Below are 19,467 nucleotides of genomic sequence, written 5' to 3'. Positions count from 1 at the left end.
GCATGGAACACAGACCTACCTTTGATTCAGAGGCCGCGGCACCCACCACAACAAAGGAGGGCCGCAGGCACCCACAAACCACGTCAAAGGAGACCTACCATGACCACCAACCTTGTTGAACAGTCCGGCACCGCTTCCGCCGAAGCCGGGAGCCAGGACGTACTGCGGAACCTCTACGCTGATTGGGCAGAGATCATGGCGACCACGCCGGACCTGACCATGCGCCTGTTCCGTTCCATTTTTGACGAGTGGCACCAGCCAACGGTCGAGCCCGAGGGCGTCATGTACCGTGAGGACACCGTTGGCGGGGTTCCGGGCATCTGGTGCCTGCCCGAGGGGGCGGACCAGAGCAAGGTGCTCCTGTACACCCATGGCGGTGGATTCGCCGTAGGTTCGGCCTCCAGCCACCGCAAACTGGCAGCCCACGTCGCCAAAGCACTTGGATCCGTCAGCTTCGTGCTGGATTACCGGCGCGCCCCCGAATTCCAGCACCCGGCACAGATCGAAGACGGCGTGGCCGCCTTCGATGCCCTCGTCGCCTCCGGCATCGCCCCTGAGGACATCACCACCATCGGTGATTCCGCCGGCGGCAACCTCGCCATCGCCATTGCCCTCGCGCTCAAGGAACAGGGCAAGCGCACCCCCGGCCGAGTCATCGCCTTCTCACCGTGGCTGGACATGGAAAACAAGGGCGAAACCCTCGTCACCAACAACGACACGGACGCCCTGATCACCCCCGAGCTGCTCGAAGGCATGATCGCCGGCGTCCTCGGCGGCACCATCGATCCCAGGACACCCCTGGCCAACCCGCTGCACGCCGACTTCAACGACTTCCCGCGTCTGTACATCACCGCCGGCAGCGTCGAGTCGCTCCTGGACAACGCCACGCGTCTGGAGCAACGCGCCAAAGCCGCCGGCGTGGACGTCACCTTGTCCATCGGCGAGGGCCAGCAGCATGTCTACCCGTTCCTGGCCGGGCGGTCCGCCCTCGTGGCACAGGAGTTCGACAAGCTCGCGGCCTGGTACCGGAAATAACCCGGCCACCTTACGAAGCCACACCATCCACTATTTCGTCCCCTGCATCAGAACGACAAAGGAGTTCGCCATGACTGCACAGAACACTTTCCAGACCGTTGACGCCGTCGTCATCGGCGCCGGCTTCGGCGGCATCTACGCCGTCCACAAGCTTCACAACGAGCAGGGTCTGACCGTTGTCGGCTTCGACAAGGCCGACGGTCCCGGCGGCACCTGGTACTGGAACCGCTACCCGGGCGCTCTCTCTGACACCGAGAGCCACGTCTACCGCTTCTCCTTCGATAAGGGCCTCCTGCAGGACGGCACCTGGAAGCACACCTACATCACCCAGCCCGAGATCCTCGAGTACCTTGAGGACGTCGTTGACCGCTTTGACCTGCGGCGCCACTTCCGCTTTGGTACCGAGGTCAAGTCCGCCACCTACCTCGAAGACGAGGGCCTGTGGGAAGTGACCACCGGCGGCGGCGCGGTGTACCGGGCTAAGTACGTCATCAACGCCGTGGGGCTGCTGTCAGCCATCAACTTCCCGAACCTGCCCGGGATCGACACCTTTGAGGGCGAGACCATCCACACCGCCGCCTGGCCGCAGGGCAAGTCCCTCGCCGGTCGCCGCGTGGGTGTGATCGGCACCGGTTCCACCGGCCAGCAGGTCATCACGGCGCTGGCACCGGAAGTTGAACACCTGACCGTCTTCGTCAGGACCCCGCAGTACTCCGTCCCGGTGGGCAAGCGCCCCGTGACCACCCAGCAGATTGACGAGATCAAGGCCGACTACGACAACATCTGGGCACAGGTCAAGCGTTCCGGCGTAGCCTTCGGCTTCGAGGAAAGCACCGTGCCGGCCATGAGCGTCACCGAAGAAGAACGCCGCCAGGTCTACGAGAAGGCCTGGGAATACGGCGGCGGCTTCCGCTTCATGTTCGAAACCTTCAGCGACATCGCCACCGACGAGGAGGCCAACGAGACTGCGGCATCCTTCATCCGGAACAAGATCGTCGAGACCATCAAGGATCCGGAGACGGCACGGAAACTGACGCCGACGGGCTTGTTCGCCCGTCGCCCGCTCTGCGACGACGGCTACTTCCAGGTGTTCAACCGGCCCAACGTCGAGGCTGTCGCTATCAAGGAAAACCCCATTCGGGAAGTCACGGCCAAGGGTGTGGTGACGGAGGACGGCGTGCTGCACGAGCTGGACGTCATCGTCTTCGCGACCGGTTTCGACGCCGTGGACGGCAATTACCGCCGCATGGAGATCAGCGGGCGCGACGGCGTGAACATCAACGACCACTGGGACGGGCAGCCCACCAGCTACCTGGGCGTTTCCACAGCGAAGTTCCCCAACTGGTTCATGGTGCTGGGACCCAACGGCCCGTTCACGAACCTGCCGCCGAGCATCGAGACGCAGGTCGAATGGATCAGCGACACGGTGGCCTACGCGGAGGAAAACGGAATCCGGGCGATCGAGCCGACCCCGGAGGCCGAAGCCGAGTGGACCGAGACGTGCACACAGATCGCGAACATGACGGTGTTCACCAAGGTCGATTCATGGATCTTCGGCGCGAACGTTCCGGGCAAGAAGCCCAGCGTGCTGTTCTATCTGGGCGGCCTGGGCAACTACCGCGGCGTCCTGGACGATGTCACCGCCAACGGATACCGCGGCTTTGAGCTGAAGTCGGAAGCCGCCGTCGCTGCCTGACCCGGCAGCCCTCACCGCTGCCGGCCGGCGCCATCGACCTGATGGTGCCGGCCGCCGGCCTTGATTATTACGTCATTCACCACAGAGGAGAACCACCCATGGGTGTGTACACCACGATCGACCCGGCCACCGGGGACGCAACCGCACAATACCCGGAGATCTCCGACGCCGAGCTGGACACTCTCATCAAAAACAGTGCCGCGGCCTACCGTTCCTGGCGCACCACAACCCTGGAACAGCGCCGTGCCGTCCTGACCCGCACCGCCGAGATCCACCGCGAGCAGGCAGAAGAACTGGCCAAGCTCCTCACCCTGGAAATGGGCAAACCAATCGCGCAGGCCAGGGGAGAGGTGGAACTGGTCGCGTCGATCTACCAGCACTACGCCGACAACCTGGAGGAGTACCTGGCCGATGAATCCCTCACCTTCAGGGGCTCCGGCACGGCTGTCGTCCGCACCGAACCGATAGGACCACTCGTCGGGGTCATGCCATGGAACTACCCTTACTACCAGGTCGCCCGGTTCGCCGCCCCGAACATCGCCTTGGGCAACACCATCATCCTCAAGCACGCCCGTAACTGCCCCCAGTCCGCCCTTGCCATCGAAAGAGTGCTCACTGAGGCCGGATTGCCGGCGGGTGTATACGCCAACGCGTTCATCTCTTCGGCCCAGGTCGCTGCCGCCGTCGCTGACCGGCGCGTGCAGGGAGTGTCCCTGACCGGATCCGAAAAGGCCGGAGCTGCCGTCGGCGAGGTCGCCGGCCGGAATCTGAAAAAGTGCGTCCTGGAACTGGGCGGGTCAGACCCGTTCATCGTCCTCGATGATGCCGACATCGACGCCGCAGCGGCCGCCGCCGTTATCGGCCGGCTCTCCAACGGCGGCCAGGCCTGCACGGCGTCGAAGCGGTTCATCGTCGCGGACAGCGTGTACGAGGAATTCCTTCAAAAGTTCCTCGACGCGATGGCCTCCTGGCAGACCGGGGATCCCACCGACTCCGGGACCAAGCTCGGACCACTGGCCTCGGCCGCGGGCGTCGAGGAACTGGACGAGCTTGTGCAGGACGCAGTCTCCCACGGCGCGAAACTCCTGCTCGGTGGGGAACGCCCCGACGGTCCCGGCGCCTATTACCCTGCCACGGTCCTTGCAGGCGTCACACCTGCAATGCGTGCCTTCACCGAGGAACTGTTCGGCCCCGTAGCCGTCGTCTACCGCGTCGGCTCCCTGCAGGAAGCGATCGATTTGGCCAACAACTCACCGTTCGGACTGTCCTCCAGCGTGTTCACATCTGATGCCAGGAACGCGGAGCGGCTGGCCGAGGAGCTTGAGGTCGGCATGGTCTGGATCAACAGCACCAGCAAGAGCTCGCCCGACCTGCCGTTCGGCGGCGTCAAGGGCTCGGGCTTCGGGCGGGAACTGGCCGGGTACGGCTTCAACGAATTCGCCAACAAGAAGCTGGTCCGGAATCCGGGAGCTCGCTGAGTTATGGAAGCGTCATGCTGCGGGCTTATCTGCCTGCAGCATGACGCACCCAGTTAAGCAGGGTGAGGTTCCTTTGCGAAAGCGGGGAAGAGGGCAGCGACAAGCCGTCTGCCAAACCCTTCATCCAGGGGAGAACCGCTGAGGAACAAGCGGTAGTAGATCGGGCCGAGCAAGAGGTCGGTGACCAGCTCGGGGTCAAGTCCCTCCCTCAGCTCTCCTCTTGCAATGCCCCGTTCGACGAGTGCCGTGACCTCCTGGACGCGTTGGCTCACCACCCTCTCCCGGTAGGTTCGGGCAAGCTCTGCATCGGCGGCAACTTCTGAAACCAGGCCCTGCATGATCCGCCCCAGGAGCGTGTTGGACATGAGGTCCACGGTCCGGTCGACCAGCCGCGTCAGTTCAGTCAGTGTGTCAAGAGCATACGGCTGCGTGCTAACGTCGCCGACCATGTCCAGCAGCACAGCAAGGGCCAGATCATTCCGTGACCGGTGGCGGCGGTAGATGGTGGTCTTCGCGACCCCGGACCGTTCAGCCACTCCTTCAATGGTCAGGCTGCCGAAGCCGGATTCCGCCAATAGCTCCCGGGCAGCGTCCATAACCGCCCGTTCCGTCCTGGCGCGCCGCTTCTGATGCCCCGACACTACGCCCCCAGCTGATGCCCCCTGGCCACCGCCTAAAGAATTCATTGGGATACCGCCCTTCCGTCGCCGCGCCATCAAGTGCTAATATTGCTACGCAACGTAGCGTTTTATTTCTATTGTAAGGCTACCACCCCCGGACCAGCCTAGAAGGGCAGCATCATGGCCACAGATCGATACCAGCGCGGGCTTGACCGCATGATGGAACTCGTCTCCACGGAACACTCCAACACGTTCGACCACGCCAAGCTGGTCGAGTCATACCAGGCTCTGGACTCGGAACTGGGGGACTACATCGTGTCCTTTGCCTTCGGTGACATCTACTCCCGCGACAGCCTGACCCAGCAGGAACAGACGATGGTGACCATTTCCACGCTGGCCGCACTGGGCACGGAGGTCCAGCTGAAGCTTCATATCAACGTTGGCTTCAACGTGGGCCTGACGAAGGAGAAGATCGTCGGCGCCCTGATCCAGTGCATCCCCTACATCGGTTTCCCCCGCGTCCTCAATGGCCTGACCCTCGTCAAAGACGTCATGGCAGAACGCGGCAGGACCTCCGAAGCCGGTACCGACTGAGGCCTGACCTCGGGCTCTCCTGCGTCCCGACGCCCCACTACTACGACGAAAAGATCACATCATGAGCAAGAAAATCGGTTTCGTAGGACTCGGAACCATGGGACTTCCCATGGCAGTCAACCTGAATAGGGCCGGCTTCGAGGTGATCGGGTACGACGCCTTCGAGGGATCCCGCCAGAAGGCTATTGCGGCGGGAATCACCATGGCCGAAACCTTGAAGGACGTCGCCGAACAGGCCGACGACGCGATCGTGTCCATGGTCCGTGACTACGCCCAGAACGTCGACGTCATCCTGGGCCAAGACGGGCTCCTGTCCGCCAATCCCAAAAACCTGACCATCATCGTCATGAGCACCCTGGACCCGGACACCATGAACGAACTGGGCCAGCAGGTCGAGGAACACGGCGAGGTCAGGCTCATCGCCGCCGCCGTCAGCGGGGGTTCGACCGGGGCCGAGGCCGGCACCCTGTCGATCATGGCATCCGGTGCCGAAGACGTGGTGACCGCCGCCTCGCCGTACTTCGACGCTGTCGGATCCAACACCTTCTACTACGGCAGCAAGCCCGGCAACAGCCAGGCAGCGAAGCTGGTCAACAACCTCGTCCTCGGCATCAACATGAACGCCGTCGCCGAAGGGCTCAAGTTTGGCGCGCAGTACAACCTGCCCGAAGCCGAACTGCTCAACCTCTTCAAGGTCAGCACTGGCGACAGCTGGGTTGCCCGGAACTGGGACGCAGTCTCGGAGTGGACCGCTGACACCGCCCTCGCAGTGCTGCTCAAGGACCTCAAGGCCGCACACCTGAAGGGCCTCGAGCACCACGTGGCCATGCCCTTCAACGCCCTGTCCTCCACCCAACTGTTCGACTCCATGGGACAGAACAACCTGCAGACCAAATAGCCGAACCTGGAGCGGACAGCACGGCGGAAGCGCGGTCCACCACGCAGTAGTGGTGGGCCGCGCTTGGGTGGAGTAACCGCAGAACCGCACCTGGCGTCCTTGAAGCCGGCCGACGGCAGGGTCATCGACAGGGGCTGCACGGCGGCTGGCGAAAGCGTGGCGTGGGGGCAGCCTGCTGATTCAGCTCCAGTCGAAGAAGCCCTTGCCGGTTTTCCGGCCGAGTTCGCCGCGGGCGACCTTTTCACGCAGTATCTGTGGGGGAGCGAACCGCTCACCGAGGGTTTCATGGAGGTATTCGGCGATGCCGAGGCGCACGTCCAGGCCAACGATGTCTGTGGTGCGCAGCGGCCCCGTGGGGTGTTTGTAGCCGAGGACCATGGCGTTATCGATGTCCTTAGCTGAGGCAACGCCTTCCTCGACCATGCGCATCGCTTCCAGGGCAATCGCTACACCGAGCCGGGATGACGCGAAGCCAGGGGCGTCGTTGACCACGACGGCGGTCTTGCCCAGCCCCTGGACCCAGCTCCGTGTCTGCTCGACGAGATCGGGCCGGGTCTGCTTGCCAATGACCACCTCAATGAGGGTGGAAGCCGGGACGGGGTTGAAGAAGTGCAGCCCCAGGAAGTCCTGCGGCCGTTCCAGCTCCTCCGCCAGGCCGGACACCGACAGCGAGGATGTGTTCGAGGCCAGCACCGCGCCAGGGGTGAGTTGTTCTTCGACCCTGCGGAGCGCTGCCACCTTCAGTGTCCAGTCCTCGGGTACGGCTTCCACGACCAGCTCGCGGTCACCGAAGTCCGCGTAGTCCACAGAAGTCTTCAGGCGGGAGACCATCTCATCGAGGTTGCCACTGTGGGGGTCACGCTCGATGGATTTCGCTGCTGAGGATGCGACCCGCTCACGGCCTGCTTGCGCGGAGGCTTCATCACGTTCGATGACCACCACGTCTGCCCCCTTGATGAGGAAGGCGTGGGCGATGCCCGCTCCCATGCGACCGCCGCCAAGGACGCCAACGCGCGCAGGGAGCTCGCCGGTTCGACCGGATGGCTCTGATGGATTATTCATTTACTTCTTCTTCCTGTCGAGGAACGCCTGCATGCGGTCGAACTTTGCCTGGGACTCGAAAAGCATGCCCTGGGCCAGGGTGTCGATGACGGGATGGACCTCCCGTGGGGCGTGGAACACGGCCTTGGTGAGGCGTACTGCCAGCGGATCCTGCACCGCAATGGCGTCCGCCAGGGCGTGCGCCGAGTCCATCAGTGTGCCCGGCTCCACGAGTTCGGTGATCAGCCCGACCGCGAGGCACTCCTGAGCCGTGAGGACTTTGCCGGCGAGCAGGATCTGCTTGGCTACCGGCTCCCCGACGAGCTCCTTCAACCGCCAGGTAGCACCGGCCGCGGCCAGGATGCCCAGGTTCGCCTCGGGGTTACCCATCCGCAGGGCAGGAGTGCCGATCCGGAAGTCGGCCGAGTACGCCAGTTCCGCGCCTCCGCCGAGCGCGTATCCGTCCAGCGCGGCGATGACCGGCATGGGCAGCTTGGCGATCCGGTCGAAGATCCCGGAATTGATTCCGGCCAGCGCGTCATCACGGCGCCGCTCACGCAGCTGTGCGATGTCAGCCCCGGATGCGAAGACGGCTTTGGTCCCCGTGTCAGGGTTGCCGGGCGTGCCCGAGAGGATCAGGATTTTCGGTGTGCGTTCCAGGTGCGCGCACACTGCGTGCAGCTCATCCACCATGGCCTGGTCGATGGCATTCTTCACCCCGGGGCGGTGCAGCCGAACCGCTAAACGGTCCCCGCGCTCCTCAAACAACAGCGTCTCGAAACGTGAGCCGTCCAGCCTTGTCCCGGCGTCGTTCACTACGGCTGTCATCAGATGCCTTCCAGGAGCAGGGCCGTGCCCTGTCCGACACCCACGCACATCGTGGCCAGGCCCAGCTTTCGGCCATCCGTGGCCTCGCGCTCGAGGCGCCCGAGCAGCGTGATGACCAGCCGGGACCCGGAGGAACCCAGCGGATGCCCGAGCGCGATGGCGCCGCCGTCGTTGTTCACCGTGTCGGGTTCGAGCTTCAGCTCGCGCATGCAGGCCAGGGCCTGCGAGGCGAAAGCCTCATTAAGTTCTACGGCAGCCAGATCGGCTACCGCGACGCCGGTCCGGTCCAGGACTTTGCGGGTGGCCGGGACCGGGCCCATGCCCATGATTTCCTGGGCGACACCCGCGGACGCGCCATCGAGGATGCGTGCCCGTGGAGTGAGGCCATACTTTTGCACGGCTGCCTCGGACGCGACGATGATCGCCGAGGCGCCGTCGTTGAGCGTCGATGCGTTCCCGGCGGTGACGACGCTGCCGCCCTTCACTACCGGGCGGAGGCCGGCGAGGACGTCCACTGAGGTTCCGGGGCGAGGACCTTCGTCGGTGTCCACGTTGGTTTCGGCGCCCTTGCGGCCCCTGACCGTGACTGGGACAATCTCGTCGGCGAAGCGCCCGGATTCGATGGCTGCGAGGGCGCGCTCGTGGGAGCGGACGGCGAACTCGTCGCAGTCAGCACGGGAGATGTTGTATTCCCGGGCCACTTCCTCTGCTGTTTCGGGCATCGAATAGGTTGCCTTGCCATCACGTGAGAGTTCCCCGGACAGGAAGGCAGGGTTGGGGAAGCGCCAGCCGATGGAGGTGTCAACGACGGCGCCGGGTTTGGCGAAGGCTTTGTCCGGTTTCTCCATGACCCACGGAGCGCGGGACATGGATTCGACACCACCGGCAACCACGATGTCCGCGGCACCGGCCTTGACCATGTGGGAGGCCATGATGATGGCGCTCAGCCCGGAGGCGCAGAGCCGGTTGACGGTAACACCGGGGACCGTGTCGGGGAAGCCGGCGAGCAGCCAGGCCATGCGGGCAACGTTCCGGTTTTCCTCGCCGGCGCCGTTGGCGTTGCCGAGGATCACCTCGTCCACGACGGCCGGGTCAAGGCCTGCGCGTTCGACGGCGGCCCGAACAGCGATGGCAGCCAGATCGTCCGGGCGGACGGAGCTCAGGGCGCCGCCGTAACGACCGACAGGGGTGCGTGCCCCGCCGATGAGGAATGCTTCAGTCATGGAAAAGCTCCTTCAGTGAATCTTGGTAAGGGTGAAGATGAGTCAAGGCAGGGCCATGTCCTCGGGTCAGCGGAAGGCTGAGATTCCCGTGATGTCGCGGCCTACCAGCAGTGCCTGGATGGAGTCCGTGCCCTCGTAGGTGGACACGACCTCCATGTCGGTCAGGTGGCGGGCGACATGGTTTTCGAGCAGGAGGCCGTTGCCGGCGAGCAATTCCCGTGCCTCGTTGCAGATCCACTTGCCTTTTTGCGCGGTGGCCATTTTGACCATGGACGCCATGGCGTTGGTCAGGGTGCCCTTCTCGGCCAGTTCAGCCATGCGGTTGACCATCAGTTGCATCGCGGTCAGCTCGCTGAGCATGTTGGCGAGCCGGTGCTGGACCAGCTGGTAGCTGGCGATCGGGTTGCCGAACTGGACCCGCTTGGCGGCATAGTCGGCCGCGATCTCGAAGCACGCCATTGCGTGGCCGACGGCCTCCCATGCAGCGCCGCCGCGGGTTGCCTGCAGGACGCGGGAGACATCGGCGAAGGACCTGCAGTTCTCCAGGCGGTTGGTCTCAGGGATCCGCATGCCCTCGATGACGATGTCGGCCTGCAGGATGGCGCGTTTGCCGATCTTGCCGGTGATGACGGTGGGGTTGTAGCCGGCCGGGTGGTTGCCGTCAGCGTCCTTTTCGACGACGAAGGCGTTGACCTTGCCGTCTTCGGTGTTGCGGGCGAAGAGGACCACGACGTCGGCCGCGTGGCCGTTGCCGATCCAGCGTTTGTGGCCGTCGATGATCCAGGTGCCTCCCTCTCGGCGGGCGCTCGTTTCCAGCGCCACCGTGTCGGACCCATGGTTGGGCTCGGTGAGGGCGAAGGCACCCGTTTTCTCCAGCCGGGCCATGGCAGGCAGCCAGCGCTGCCGCTGCTCCTCGTTGCCCAGCATGTACAGGGCGCCCATGCAGAGATTGGAGTGGACCCCCAGGAACGTGTTGATGCTTCCGTCAGCCCGCGCCATCTCGCGCGCGACCATTCCCGCGCCCTTGCGGCTCATCCCCGGGCATCCATATCCCTGAATGTAGGTCCCGATGATGCCGAGATCCGCGAGGCCGGGCAGCAGTTCGTCCGGGAACTCCGCACGTTCCCAGTAGTCGTTGATGATGGGAAGGACCCGCTCTTCGGCGAACTGGCGGACTTTGTCGCGGATGGCCAGCTCTTCTGGGCCCAACTCGTCGTCGAGGTTGAAGTAGTCGGAGTTTACGGTGCTGCGGGCAGTTGCAGTGGTTGTCATGAGAGGTCCTTTATGGTTCCGCGGACGGGGTGCTGGTTGCTTGTGGGGTGGCTGCTCGGGAGCGGGCTAAGCCTGCGGCGTCGACTGCAGCCACTGGAGAATGTCCCCCCGGTCTGCGTCGATGCCGGGCGGCACCAGGTCATAGCTGGCGGGTGTCGCTGAGAAGGTGATCGGGTTACGGACGCCGGGGATGGTTTCTTCACCGGTTCCCACGTTCACTACCGGTTCCAGTCCCAGGCGCTGGGCAAAATCAATCCCACCGCGGACATCGTTGATCGGAGCACATGGAAGCCGTGCCTCGGTGAAGATGTCGAACCACTCCGATGCGGTCCTGACGGCCAGCAGTTCCTGCAGGATGGGGCGCAGCGCCGACCGGTTGAGGCTGCGGTCCGGGGGTGTGGAGAACCGGGGATCGTCGGCGAGCTCGGGGGCGGCAATGACGTTGCAGAGCGTCCGGAACTGCCGGTCGTTGCCGATAGCCAGGACGATTTCCCCGTCCGCGGTGGGGAGCGGTTCATAGGGGTAGATGCTAGGGTGCTCGTTACCCATGCGGGTGGGCACGTTTCCGCTGAGCAGGTATCCGCCTGTCTGGTTAACCATGCCGGACAGGGCCGAGGACATAAGGTTCACCTCGATGCGTTGTCCGCGGCCGCTCTGGCTCCTTTCATGCAGCGCTGACAGGACGCCAATGGCGGCATGGAGTCCTGTGATGACATCAAAGACCGCAACACCGGAACGGTACGCGGGGAACTCCGGGTCCCCGGTGAGGCTCATGAGCCCGGACATGGCCTGGACGAGCAGGTCGTAACCCGGCAGGGCCGCTCCGCCAGCGGAGCCGAACCCGGTGATGGACGCGTAGACCACAGCGGGGTTGCGTTCGGTGATGGACGCGTAGTCCAGGCCGAAACGGTCCAGCCCGCCAGGTTTGAAGTTCTCGATGACGACGTCGGCGCCCGCAGCAATGTTCCGTGCCGTGTCTATGTCATCCGGATCGCCGAAGTCCAGTGCGATGGATCTCTTGTTCCTGTTGATTGAGAGGTAGTACGTGGATTGGCCATCGAAGACCGGGGGCTTCCAGGCCCGTGTTTCATCGCCGGACCGGCTTTCCACTTTGATGACCGTGGCACCCATGTCCGCCAGGAGCATGGTGCAGTACGGTCCGGCGAGGACCCGACTGAAGTCGGCAATGACGATTCCCGCCAAAGGACCGCTGGCGTTGCGACCGAAGGCGTCCCGGCGTGCGTGATCGGGCTGGCGGTCGTGAGCAGCAGCCCCTGGAGCCAGGGGAGCGGCGTTGCTCTGCAGTGTCATGGGTCCTCTTCCATAGGCGGTTCTTTTTCACTATCCCACCGGGCATTACAGCGCGTCCAATACTTATTGGGAGCCCGATTATTGATGCTCCTGCAATAATGGCGGGATGGAGATTCAACAAATACGGGTGTTCCTCGCCGTGGCGGAGGAATTGCATTTCGGCCGGGCTGCAGCCCGGCTCCATATGGCTCAACCACCTGTGAGCCGGATCGTGCGGCAGCTGGAGCGGGATCTCGGGGTCGACCTCTTCATCCGGAGCACACGCAGCGTCCAGCTAACGGCGGCCGGAGTGGCCCTGATGGCATCAGCCCGGGAGATCCTGGCTGCAGCGGAGCGTGCAAGGGCCGGCGCACTTGCCGCTGGCCGCGGCGAGGCGGGAATGGTCAAGCTCGCCTACGCCGGCGCATCAACCCATGTTCTCGTGGGAGTACTGGCACGGGAAGTCCGAAAGGCCCACCCAGGCATAGAAGTTCGCCTCAACAGCCAGGACTTCGCACTCCCAGCCCTCGCCCGGGTCCTCCGCGGTGAAGTTGATATCAGTCTCGGCCGTTGGGACTTTGTGCCCGCGGGCATCAAGTCCCGCATCGTCGTGGAGGAACATCTCGTGATGGCCGTCCCTGCATCACACCGCCTGGCCTCGCAAGGCGAAGTTCGTTTCGCAGAACTAGCTGGCGAACCGTTCGTCGCACTGCCCCCGCATGAAGGTTCTGTCCTGACCGACCGCCTGCGCCGGTTGAGCCTGGGAGCCGGATTCGATCCCGACATAGTGCAAAGTGCACCCGATTCGTGGACCGCAATGGCCCTGGTGGGAGCCGAAGTAGGATGCTCCCTAACGGTTTCCTCCGTCGCGGAAAACGTAACCGACCCGCATGTACGGTTCTTGCGGGTGCTCGACGAGACCCTGCCGGTCTACCTCAGGATGGCGTGGCGCGGGGATTCGGACAACCCGGCGCTCCCACCGGTCCTCACGCTTGCGGAACAGGTTTGGGTCGGTCGTCCCGACAGCCTCGCCGGTGTCGAGTCATAGCCCACCAATCGGTGGACGCTGCTACGACCGCCAGAACTGGTCTCAAAGACATAAAACCAAACCATCTTCACCGCAGAAGTAAGGTCACACCATGGAATCCTCCGATATAACCTTCCGCACTCGAAAATGGGTGCGCCCAGAAGACCTAAACGCCAACGGCACCCTGTTCGGTGGCAGCCTCCTCAAATGGATCGACGAGGAAGCAGCGATCTATGCCATCCTCCAACTGGGCAACGGCAGGGCGGTGACAAAGTACATTTCGGAAATCAACTTCGTCAGCTCCGCAGTCCAAGGGGACCTCATTGAGATGGGTCTGACAGCAACTAAATTTGGCCGAACCTCACTGACCATGCGAGCGGAAGTCCGGAACATGATCACTCGACGAAGCATCCTCACCATCGAGGAGATCGTGTTCGTGAACCTGAACATCGCGGGTAAGCCAGAGCCGCACGGCTACAAAGAAATCACCTACGACAGAGACAGGATACCCACGCACCACCTTACGGAAACGCCACACGGCTAGGAACGGTAACTGTCTCGACCGGTTGGTGCGCGTTGCAGAGGTCTTGGGCCCCCTGAACGTCTGTTCCACTAGATACCTGCACCGGCCGGAGCGAGTGCTCTGAAGGTATAGAGCTGCTTGCTTCCCGCTATCTGCGCCGGCCGCCCCGGTGACCTCTGCCTTCCCGCCACCCTGGCAGGCGCCTGTCCAGCTGCTCCGCCTTGGCCTGGTCGATTCTGCCAGCGCGGTAGTCGATGCGCTGGGCGTGCAGCCACACGCCCAGCGTGCGTTCGTGGGCATCGTCCGTCTTCTGGTGCCGCGGCCACTCACCGCCGGCAGCCCTGATTCTCTGGAGCTCCTCCAACCGATGCTGCCAACGCGCCTCATCCTCGGCCTTGCGGGTTGAAGGCTTGTCCCAGCCGGCGATCACCGCCAGGGCGTCCCTGTAGGTGGGGGAGAGGGTCTTCTCGGCGGACTGCCGGCGGCGGTTTGCCAGCCATGCTGCCAGCGCCCGCTCGCGCGAGGTCTTCCCGTGGCTGACCGGCAACCGGTCATGAGCCTCATGGAAGGCGAGGACATCAGCCAAGTTCCTCAGGCCCGCCTCGGATGTTCTCGGAGCTGCAGGGGCCAGCGCCGCTTTGTGCTCTTCCCGTATGCCCGGCTCTGCCTTTGCAGCAATCTGGAGGTGATACCGAACGGTCGTTTCCGCGGCGCCAGCCAAGGCGGCAATCCTGGACGTCGGGATACCCTGCCGGTACATCTGCACCCATTCGAGGTCAGGTGCGGTGCGCCTTAAGCCAATCATTGCCGTCCGGAATCGCCCTTAGGTGTTCCAAGTATCCCGAGTATTCCCTTCACGACTTCCCCCTGTGTTGAATTTGACGGGTCGCCCCGGCCAGAGAGCCTGCACAGGTGACTTCCGTTCTAAGCCTAGGGGAAAGCAACGCGACCCTAGCGAAACGTCGCGCGCCGGCTGTCTCCTTTCGCCCTTTCACCATTTGTTCCTGCACTCAGCCGGGCCAGCCCAAACTTAGGATGGTCTGGTGACAGACGAACCCACAAAGCGCCGCTTCCTGACAGTCGAGCAGGCGGCCGAAGAGCTCAACGTGAAGTCGAGCCTCATCCGGGGCCTGATCAGCAGTGGAGAGCTGCGCGCAATTCAGGTCGGCGGGAGGGGCCTGTGGCGCATCGGCCTCCAGGATCTGGAAGACTACATCGCCGAAGCGTACCGGCGCACAGCCTCACACATTGCCGCTGGCGATCTCCCGGACGACGGGGAACAGGACAGCCAGTAGCCGTTTACTGGTGCAGCCTGATGATCAGGGTAGCGACCTGGGGTTCGTTCAGGTCCGGGCTGGTTACGTTCAGGAGGTAGGCGTACTCGCCGTCGGTTCCTTCCGAGTCGCAGACAGTCGTGGGGCCGATGGCGTTCGACCGCCGCTGGCAGATCTGGCTCTTCTTCATCTCAAAGCCAACCTTGGAGACAACCGCCGCGACTTCTGCGGCGCTAGCAGGGCGCGCACACATGGTCTTTACGCTTTCCTGCACCTCCGGGTGTATGCCCTAAAACATGCAGGTGATGTAAGCAATCGATATAGGCTCATCCCGACACTCCACTCAAAGCGGAACTCATGGAGATGCGCGGCGAGTTATACGATGTTCACGTGGGGGGTGATCGGAGATGGCGATTGACGTCCTTTTGGATGGAGAGGCCGTCCCGATTGACGAGGCCGTGTTCAGGGTGCTGCTCGACAATTCTGTGGCGGGAACCTATAAGGACTATGAGAATGCGCTAGACTCACGCCGAATTAAGTTCTCCGACCTCGTGCGGCTTGCGGACAAAGGCGACATCCCATACTCCCTTTTCTTCGCTCCGCTTGCGCTGGTGCAGGAGCAGGTGAAGAAGAAGACCGAGAAGTTGCTCGCCGGACTGAGTAGAGACACATTCTCGATAGGGTCGCGCGCCAAGGTGGAGCTGCGGGACGTCGAACTGATCGTCAAGGACCTGATCCGAAAACAGCAGCTCGTCCGGAAGCACGATAAGTCGCTCCAGCGGAACAAGATTGTAGGCCTGCTCCGTGATGACCGGTCATCGGTCGAGGCCGACGCAGCACGGCTTATGGCGGCCATAGGCCTTTCTCGCGAGGCGGTCCGTTCTTGCAGAAGCAAGGAGAAGGCGCTCGATCTCATGATCGGCCGTCTCGAAGCCAACCAGGTCTTGGTGTCGCGAAGTGTCCAGCACTACATGCCGCAGCGCTTGACGCACGTCAAGTTCAGTGGCATGACGATCCGAGACAACAAGGTCCCGTTTATCTTTCTGGCGGGAGGCGACCACGGGGACGACCAGGAGCCGGCCGGTCGGACCATCTTTACCCTTGCACTGCTGACGGTGCTGGTAGCCCGAAGGAAATTTGCTCCAATGACGTGGGACGGTGGCAGCGCCTACACGGATCCCGGGCGGGAGTACGATATCGCCGGTGCAATGCTGATGCCCCGCGAGCGGTTTAAGGCGATGGGACCCACGTCGCTCGAGGACATGAGGATCGCATCGGACGAATTCAAGGTCACTACGAGCGCCGTAGCCGTGCGCGCGATGAGGCTGGGATTGATTAATGCCGAGACCACGGGCAATTACCTTGCACGGTTGCGGGAGGAGTTCCAGAGCCTCCCGAAGGGCGGTCCTCGAAGTCAGATTCTCCCTGAGAACGCAGTTCGCAAGTACAACGGGAGAGAACTCAGTCGGCGGATGCTGCACGCGCTCGATAGCCAGAGCATCTCACCAGGAGAGTTCTGCCGTGCAGTTTGTTTGAACCACCTCAAGCCATCTCAGATCGGCGACCTCAGGCGGGCTCTCGGATGAGCGACTTCGGGCGGCGGTACGTAGTCGACACGAACGCTCTCAGTCAGCTTGGGAGGCAGCGACGAGCGAGCGAGTATTTTTTGAAGAGTGCCGTCATACCAGAGGCTGTACTGCGTGAGGCCAATGGTTTTCCAGACCTCCAATCTCTGCACGACAACGTTCATCCGACGACGCCAAGAATGCTTCAACTGCTGGTCGACGTAATGGCCACAGTGCCGGACACTGACACGCGGCTGGTTAACCTCTACGCCAACCTGGGCAACGCCGACCCGCTGGTCATCGCACGCGCCTTGGAGGGCCGAGAGCACGACAGTCAGTACCTCATGGCACCGGAGTGGTTCGTCGTCTCCGGCGACGAGGCAGTCCGCAACAAGGCAGAGGAGTTCGGGCTGAAGGTGCTCAGCAACTCTCAGTTCGCAGCGCTCATCGACGGGGCTGGGGGCGAACAGGAAGGATCTCGCAGCGGTGGGTGACAGATTGCAATCAGCTGCGGGCCAATCCCAAGTCTCGCCGCACCAGCAACGGCCTTCCTCGTGCTCCTGGATGACGAGAACCCGTTCGTTCTGATGATGTCTCTATAGCTGAGCATGCCTCCGGTGCAGTATCGGCGGACGGCTGCCCGACGGAGGTCCCGCACGCGTTGAGAAAGCATTGATACTCTGGATTAGGGCGAAAAAGGGGGAACACGGAAATGGGTCTTAGAAGTCTTTTTCAGCGAAAACCCGTATCCGCGGCACGCACGAGTCCCATTGGGCCGGCAGCCCCAATCCCGGACGCGCTCACGTCACCGGAGCTCCAGGAGGAACTGCGGGTAGCGTGGGCAGAACTCGCTGAGGCCGCCAAAGCCTCGAAAGTGATAAATTTTCACGCTTGTACGCGCACAGGCCGACATTGGACGGAAGACCCGGTGGCGGTCAGAGCCGTAGCGGGCGCACTCCGTGAATTTCCGGATACCGACAGCCAGCCGACGACGTAGCGGCATGTCGCCCGTGGTTTTTGCAGCTCACTGGAGCACGGCGGTCAACACTTCCACTAAAGTCATGTGGCAGTTCGCGCGGTCTTTGGCATGCCGTAAGCGCGACAGGTCCAACACAGTTCCTGGCTGTGCGTGAAGATGAAGCTTATGACAAAGCGTATCCGCGGAATAGCCGTCGTAAGTTACCTGCAGACTCTGTTCGTTTCGGCGATCCACCCCGCGTCCTCATGAGGCAGATGAGGCTCCGGTACTCCGCAGGATGCAGGATGTGCGGTACATCTCTTCCGGCCGGGACGGAAGCGATCTATGAAAGCGAGACAAAGACCGTCCGCTGCTTGGAGTGTCCCACCGAGGCTGCCGAATCCACGTCCCACGACCTCGAACCGGCTTGTGAGGCGTTGCCAGCCAATGAGTCTGGAGTAGCCGGGTCGTCAGCCCGACGCGAGTATGAGCGTCGCAAAGCGAAAGACGAGGAAAAGCTCCGCGAGAAGTGGGGTCCATTCGGCGGCATCGCAGTCGCCGTCTCTGACGAACGCCAAAGCACCAAGGCCTGGGATCGAGGCGCGATTGGCGAGGAACGCCTCGGCGCTCGGCTGGATGCCCTGGCCACCGATGGCCTGGCCGTCCTTCATGATCGGCGCATCCCCGGATCGAAGGCCAACATCGACCACATTGCCATCACTCCCAGTGGAATCTGGGTCATCGACGCCAAACGGTACAAGGGACGGCCTGAACTGAAGATCGAGGTTGGCATCCTTCGCCCCCGGGTCGAGAAGCTCCTCGTCGGCCGCCGTGATTGCACGAAACTGGTCGATGGGGTGCTCAATCAGGTCGACGTCGTGCGAGACCTCGTCGGGGATGTTCCGGTCACCGGGGCGCTGTGCTTTGTTGAAGCCGACTGGCCGTTGACCGGAGGCGCATTCTCGACCCATGGCGTTCATGTACTCTGGCCGAAACGGCTGGCCAAAGTGCTTGTAGAAGAGCCAGCCGGCGACGTTGATGTAGCGGCGGTGCGTGAGTCGTTAGCCTCGCGATTCAAGCCTGCTTGAGTCAGGTGCCCACGTTCCAGGCCGCTCTGGGACGACGACGTTGAACATGAGCCAATCTTCAAGACGTAGCGCTCAGCCTTGTCCCGGCAAACTTATCTGGCTTGGGATACGGCAGAGCCAAGCTCTTAGCTACGCTTTTCGGCCGGCCGGTACCTGTCACCAAAGGCGACCAAGGAGCTCTGGAGCAGCGTCATGCTGCCCAGTATGTCCACTGGCCGGGAACGGGATTCTGCCGGGAGTGGGCTGACCATCCAGGCGGCGAACACATTGTGAGGAATCTTCAGGCTCATCGCCTGATCAAAGAGACGCAACACAGGTTCGTGGAAGAGCCCATCTTTGAGCTGGAAGCCCGGGCAGAAGGTTTCAACGCCGATGAATACCCGAACTGCCCGGCGCATGGCCTCCGGGTCGCCGAGGGATTGGAAATGCGTCTCCAGGTCTGCCGCTGTCGGCAGGGAGAATTCTTCGCGGATGCTGTCCCAGATATGCTCGGGGACAGCCGGCCAAAACCGCTCAGCCTTCACATTCGACGCAGTAGGCATGGCCGTCCTTCTCGCTCGCCTTCTGCGAACGGTGGCGGACCAGGAAGCAGGAATAGCAGGTGAACTCATCGTCAGCCTGCGGGATGACCTGGACGACGAGCTCTTCGGCAATGAACTCGCCACCAGGGGTCAGGCCGTCCAGGGCGTCAGCCTCGTCGAGCTCCTGAACCACGGATTTCGCATCAGGGGCTTTAGCAGTCTTCAGGGCCTCCAGGGAGTTTTCCTGGGATTCCTTGACGTCAGTGCGCAGTTCATCGTAATCGGTTGCCACGAAAGTGCATCTCTTCTCTGTCAGGGGGTATTACCGATCCTGCAACGTACAGGACATGGGAAGAATTCCCTAAAAGAGCGGCTTCATGGGCACACAATCAGAACCGCCGGGAACATGGCATTGCCGACGGTCAGTGGGGCACCTGGGGTTTCAATATCAGGAAGTGGCACCTAATGTGGGGCAAAGCCGACGGCCGCGAAATTTGCGGAACCAACCATCGGATTTGAGCGTCTTACAACTCTGG

General features: G+C 62.8%; 21 protein-coding genes. 11 read left to right on the top strand and 10 right to left on the bottom strand.

The window, feature by feature from the left end:
* The first annotated feature begins 99 nt into the window (after positions 1-99).
* The 3 genes from NEK97_RS06385 (at position 100) to NEK97_RS06375 (ending at position 4,209) form a co-directional block, all read left to right on the top strand.
* Positions 100-1,035 carry an alpha/beta hydrolase gene (locus tag NEK97_RS06385; protein ID WP_192477090.1) on the top strand — a complete coding sequence of 312 codons (936 nt, stop codon included), beginning with the start codon at positions 100-102 and terminating at the stop codon, positions 1,033-1,035.
* Between the two features lie 70 nt (positions 1,036-1,105).
* Positions 1,106-2,731, top strand: a complete 1,626-nt coding sequence (locus tag NEK97_RS06380; RefSeq protein WP_192477092.1) for an NAD(P)/FAD-dependent oxidoreductase — start codon at positions 1,106-1,108, stop codon at positions 2,729-2,731.
* 98 nt (positions 2,732-2,829) lie between these two features.
* Positions 2,830-4,209: an NAD-dependent succinate-semialdehyde dehydrogenase gene (locus tag NEK97_RS06375; protein WP_192477095.1), complete on the top strand. Its 1,380-nt coding sequence runs from the start codon at positions 2,830-2,832 to the stop codon at positions 4,207-4,209.
* 53 nt (positions 4,210-4,262) lie between these two features.
* Here NEK97_RS06375 and NEK97_RS06370 read toward each other — a convergent pair whose 3' ends face one another.
* Entirely contained in the window at positions 4,263-4,805 is a 543-nt protein-coding gene (locus tag NEK97_RS06370; protein WP_225668760.1) for a TetR/AcrR family transcriptional regulator, read from the bottom strand.
* A 204-nt stretch (positions 4,806-5,009) separates the two neighbouring features.
* On the opposite strand from NEK97_RS06370, the gene NEK97_RS06365 reads away from it, so the two are divergent.
* Positions 5,010-5,423, top strand: a complete 414-nt coding sequence (locus NEK97_RS06365; RefSeq protein WP_192477099.1) for a carboxymuconolactone decarboxylase family protein — start codon at positions 5,010-5,012, stop codon at positions 5,421-5,423.
* A gap of 61 nt (positions 5,424-5,484) precedes the next feature.
* Entirely contained in the window at positions 5,485-6,321 is an 837-nt protein-coding gene (locus tag NEK97_RS06360) for an NAD(P)-dependent oxidoreductase (protein WP_237428431.1), read from the top strand.
* A gap of 180 nt (positions 6,322-6,501) precedes the next feature.
* Here the strand turns inward: NEK97_RS06360 and NEK97_RS06355 are convergent, their stop codons facing one another.
* The 5 genes from NEK97_RS06355 to NEK97_RS06335 form a co-directional block, all read right to left on the bottom strand.
* Entirely contained in the window at positions 6,502-7,383 is an 882-nt protein-coding gene (locus NEK97_RS06355; RefSeq protein ID WP_192477103.1) for a 3-hydroxyacyl-CoA dehydrogenase family protein, read from the bottom strand.
* Entirely contained in the window at positions 7,384-8,190 is an 807-nt protein-coding gene (locus tag NEK97_RS06350) for an enoyl-CoA hydratase/isomerase family protein (RefSeq protein ID WP_192477105.1), read from the bottom strand. It lies immediately after the preceding gene.
* Complete coding sequence (locus NEK97_RS06345) at positions 8,190-9,413, bottom strand: acetyl-CoA C-acyltransferase (protein ID WP_192477107.1); 1,224 nt, start codon at positions 9,411-9,413, stop codon at positions 8,190-8,192. The genes NEK97_RS06350 and NEK97_RS06345 overlap by 1 nt, the downstream gene beginning before the upstream one ends.
* A 66-nt stretch (positions 9,414-9,479) precedes the next feature.
* On the bottom strand, positions 9,480-10,685 hold the full coding sequence (locus NEK97_RS06340) for an acyl-CoA dehydrogenase family protein (RefSeq protein WP_192477108.1): 1,206 nt from the start codon (positions 10,683-10,685) through the stop codon (positions 9,480-9,482).
* Positions 10,686-10,751: 66 nt separating this feature from the next.
* Complete coding sequence (locus tag NEK97_RS06335) at positions 10,752-11,996, bottom strand: CaiB/BaiF CoA-transferase family protein (RefSeq protein ID WP_192477110.1); 1,245 nt, start codon at positions 11,994-11,996, stop codon at positions 10,752-10,754.
* 106 nt (positions 11,997-12,102) lie between these two features.
* On the opposite strand from NEK97_RS06335, the gene NEK97_RS06330 reads away from it, so the two are divergent.
* A complete protein-coding gene (locus NEK97_RS06330; protein ID WP_192477111.1) occupies positions 12,103-13,023 on the top strand; it encodes a LysR substrate-binding domain-containing protein in 921 nt (306 codons plus the stop codon).
* A gap of 91 nt (positions 13,024-13,114) precedes the next feature.
* Positions 13,115-13,546 carry an acyl-CoA thioesterase gene (locus NEK97_RS06325; protein ID WP_192477112.1) on the top strand — a complete coding sequence of 144 codons (432 nt, stop codon included), beginning with the start codon at positions 13,115-13,117 and terminating at the stop codon, positions 13,544-13,546.
* Between the two features lie 127 nt (positions 13,547-13,673).
* On the opposite strand, the gene NEK97_RS06320 is transcribed toward NEK97_RS06325, so the two are convergent.
* The gene (locus tag NEK97_RS06320) at positions 13,674-14,330 is read right to left on the bottom strand and encodes a helicase associated domain-containing protein (RefSeq protein ID WP_254590236.1); all 657 of its coding nucleotides are present in this window, start codon (positions 14,328-14,330) and stop codon (positions 13,674-13,676) included.
* Between the two features lie 238 nt (positions 14,331-14,568).
* Here NEK97_RS06320 and NEK97_RS06315 point away from each other — a divergent pair, with 238 nt between their 5' ends.
* On the top strand, positions 14,569-14,820 hold the full coding sequence (locus NEK97_RS06315) for a helix-turn-helix domain-containing protein (protein ID WP_234752110.1): 252 nt from the start codon (positions 14,569-14,571) through the stop codon (positions 14,818-14,820).
* A gap of 4 nt (positions 14,821-14,824) precedes the next feature.
* Here NEK97_RS06315 and NEK97_RS06310 read toward each other — a convergent pair whose 3' ends face one another.
* Entirely contained in the window at positions 14,825-14,989 is a 165-nt protein-coding gene (locus NEK97_RS06310; RefSeq protein WP_237428429.1) for a hypothetical protein, read from the bottom strand.
* 217 nt (positions 14,990-15,206) lie between these two features.
* Here NEK97_RS06310 and NEK97_RS06305 point away from each other — a divergent pair, with 217 nt between their 5' ends.
* The 3 genes from NEK97_RS06305 to NEK97_RS06295 all read left to right on the top strand — a co-directional run bounded on the left by NEK97_RS06305 (position 15,207) and on the right by NEK97_RS06295 (position 18,410).
* The gene (locus tag NEK97_RS06305) at positions 15,207-16,385 is read left to right on the top strand and encodes an ImmA/IrrE family metallo-endopeptidase (RefSeq protein ID WP_257369045.1); all 1,179 of its coding nucleotides are present in this window, start codon (positions 15,207-15,209) and stop codon (positions 16,383-16,385) included.
* Positions 16,382-16,858, top strand: a complete 477-nt coding sequence (locus NEK97_RS06300) for a hypothetical protein (protein ID WP_257369044.1) — start codon at positions 16,382-16,384, stop codon at positions 16,856-16,858. The genes NEK97_RS06305 and NEK97_RS06300 overlap by 4 nt, the downstream gene beginning before the upstream one ends.
* A gap of 769 nt (positions 16,859-17,627) precedes the next feature.
* The gene (locus NEK97_RS06295) at positions 17,628-18,410 is read left to right on the top strand and encodes a nuclease-related domain-containing protein (RefSeq protein WP_257369043.1); all 783 of its coding nucleotides are present in this window, start codon (positions 17,628-17,630) and stop codon (positions 18,408-18,410) included.
* 125 nt (positions 18,411-18,535) lie between these two features.
* Here NEK97_RS06295 and NEK97_RS06290 read toward each other — a convergent pair whose 3' ends face one another.
* The gene (locus tag NEK97_RS06290) at positions 18,536-18,952 is read right to left on the bottom strand and encodes a hypothetical protein (RefSeq protein WP_257369042.1); all 417 of its coding nucleotides are present in this window, start codon (positions 18,950-18,952) and stop codon (positions 18,536-18,538) included.
* Positions 18,924-19,223 (bottom strand): DUF4193 domain-containing protein, encoded by a 300-nt coding sequence (locus NEK97_RS06285; protein WP_257369041.1) that lies wholly within the window; start codon positions 19,221-19,223, stop codon positions 18,924-18,926. Before NEK97_RS06285 ends, NEK97_RS06290 begins: the two co-directional genes overlap by 29 nt.
* Between the last annotated feature and the right edge of the window lie 244 nt (positions 19,224-19,467).

Origin of the sequence: Paenarthrobacter sp. UW852, assembly GCF_024608385.1 — a bacterium.
GTDB lineage: Bacteria > Actinomycetota > Actinomycetes > Actinomycetales > Micrococcaceae > Arthrobacter.
Note: the sequence above shows the minus strand (reverse complement) of the source record. Positions and strands in the feature narration are given on the sequence as shown.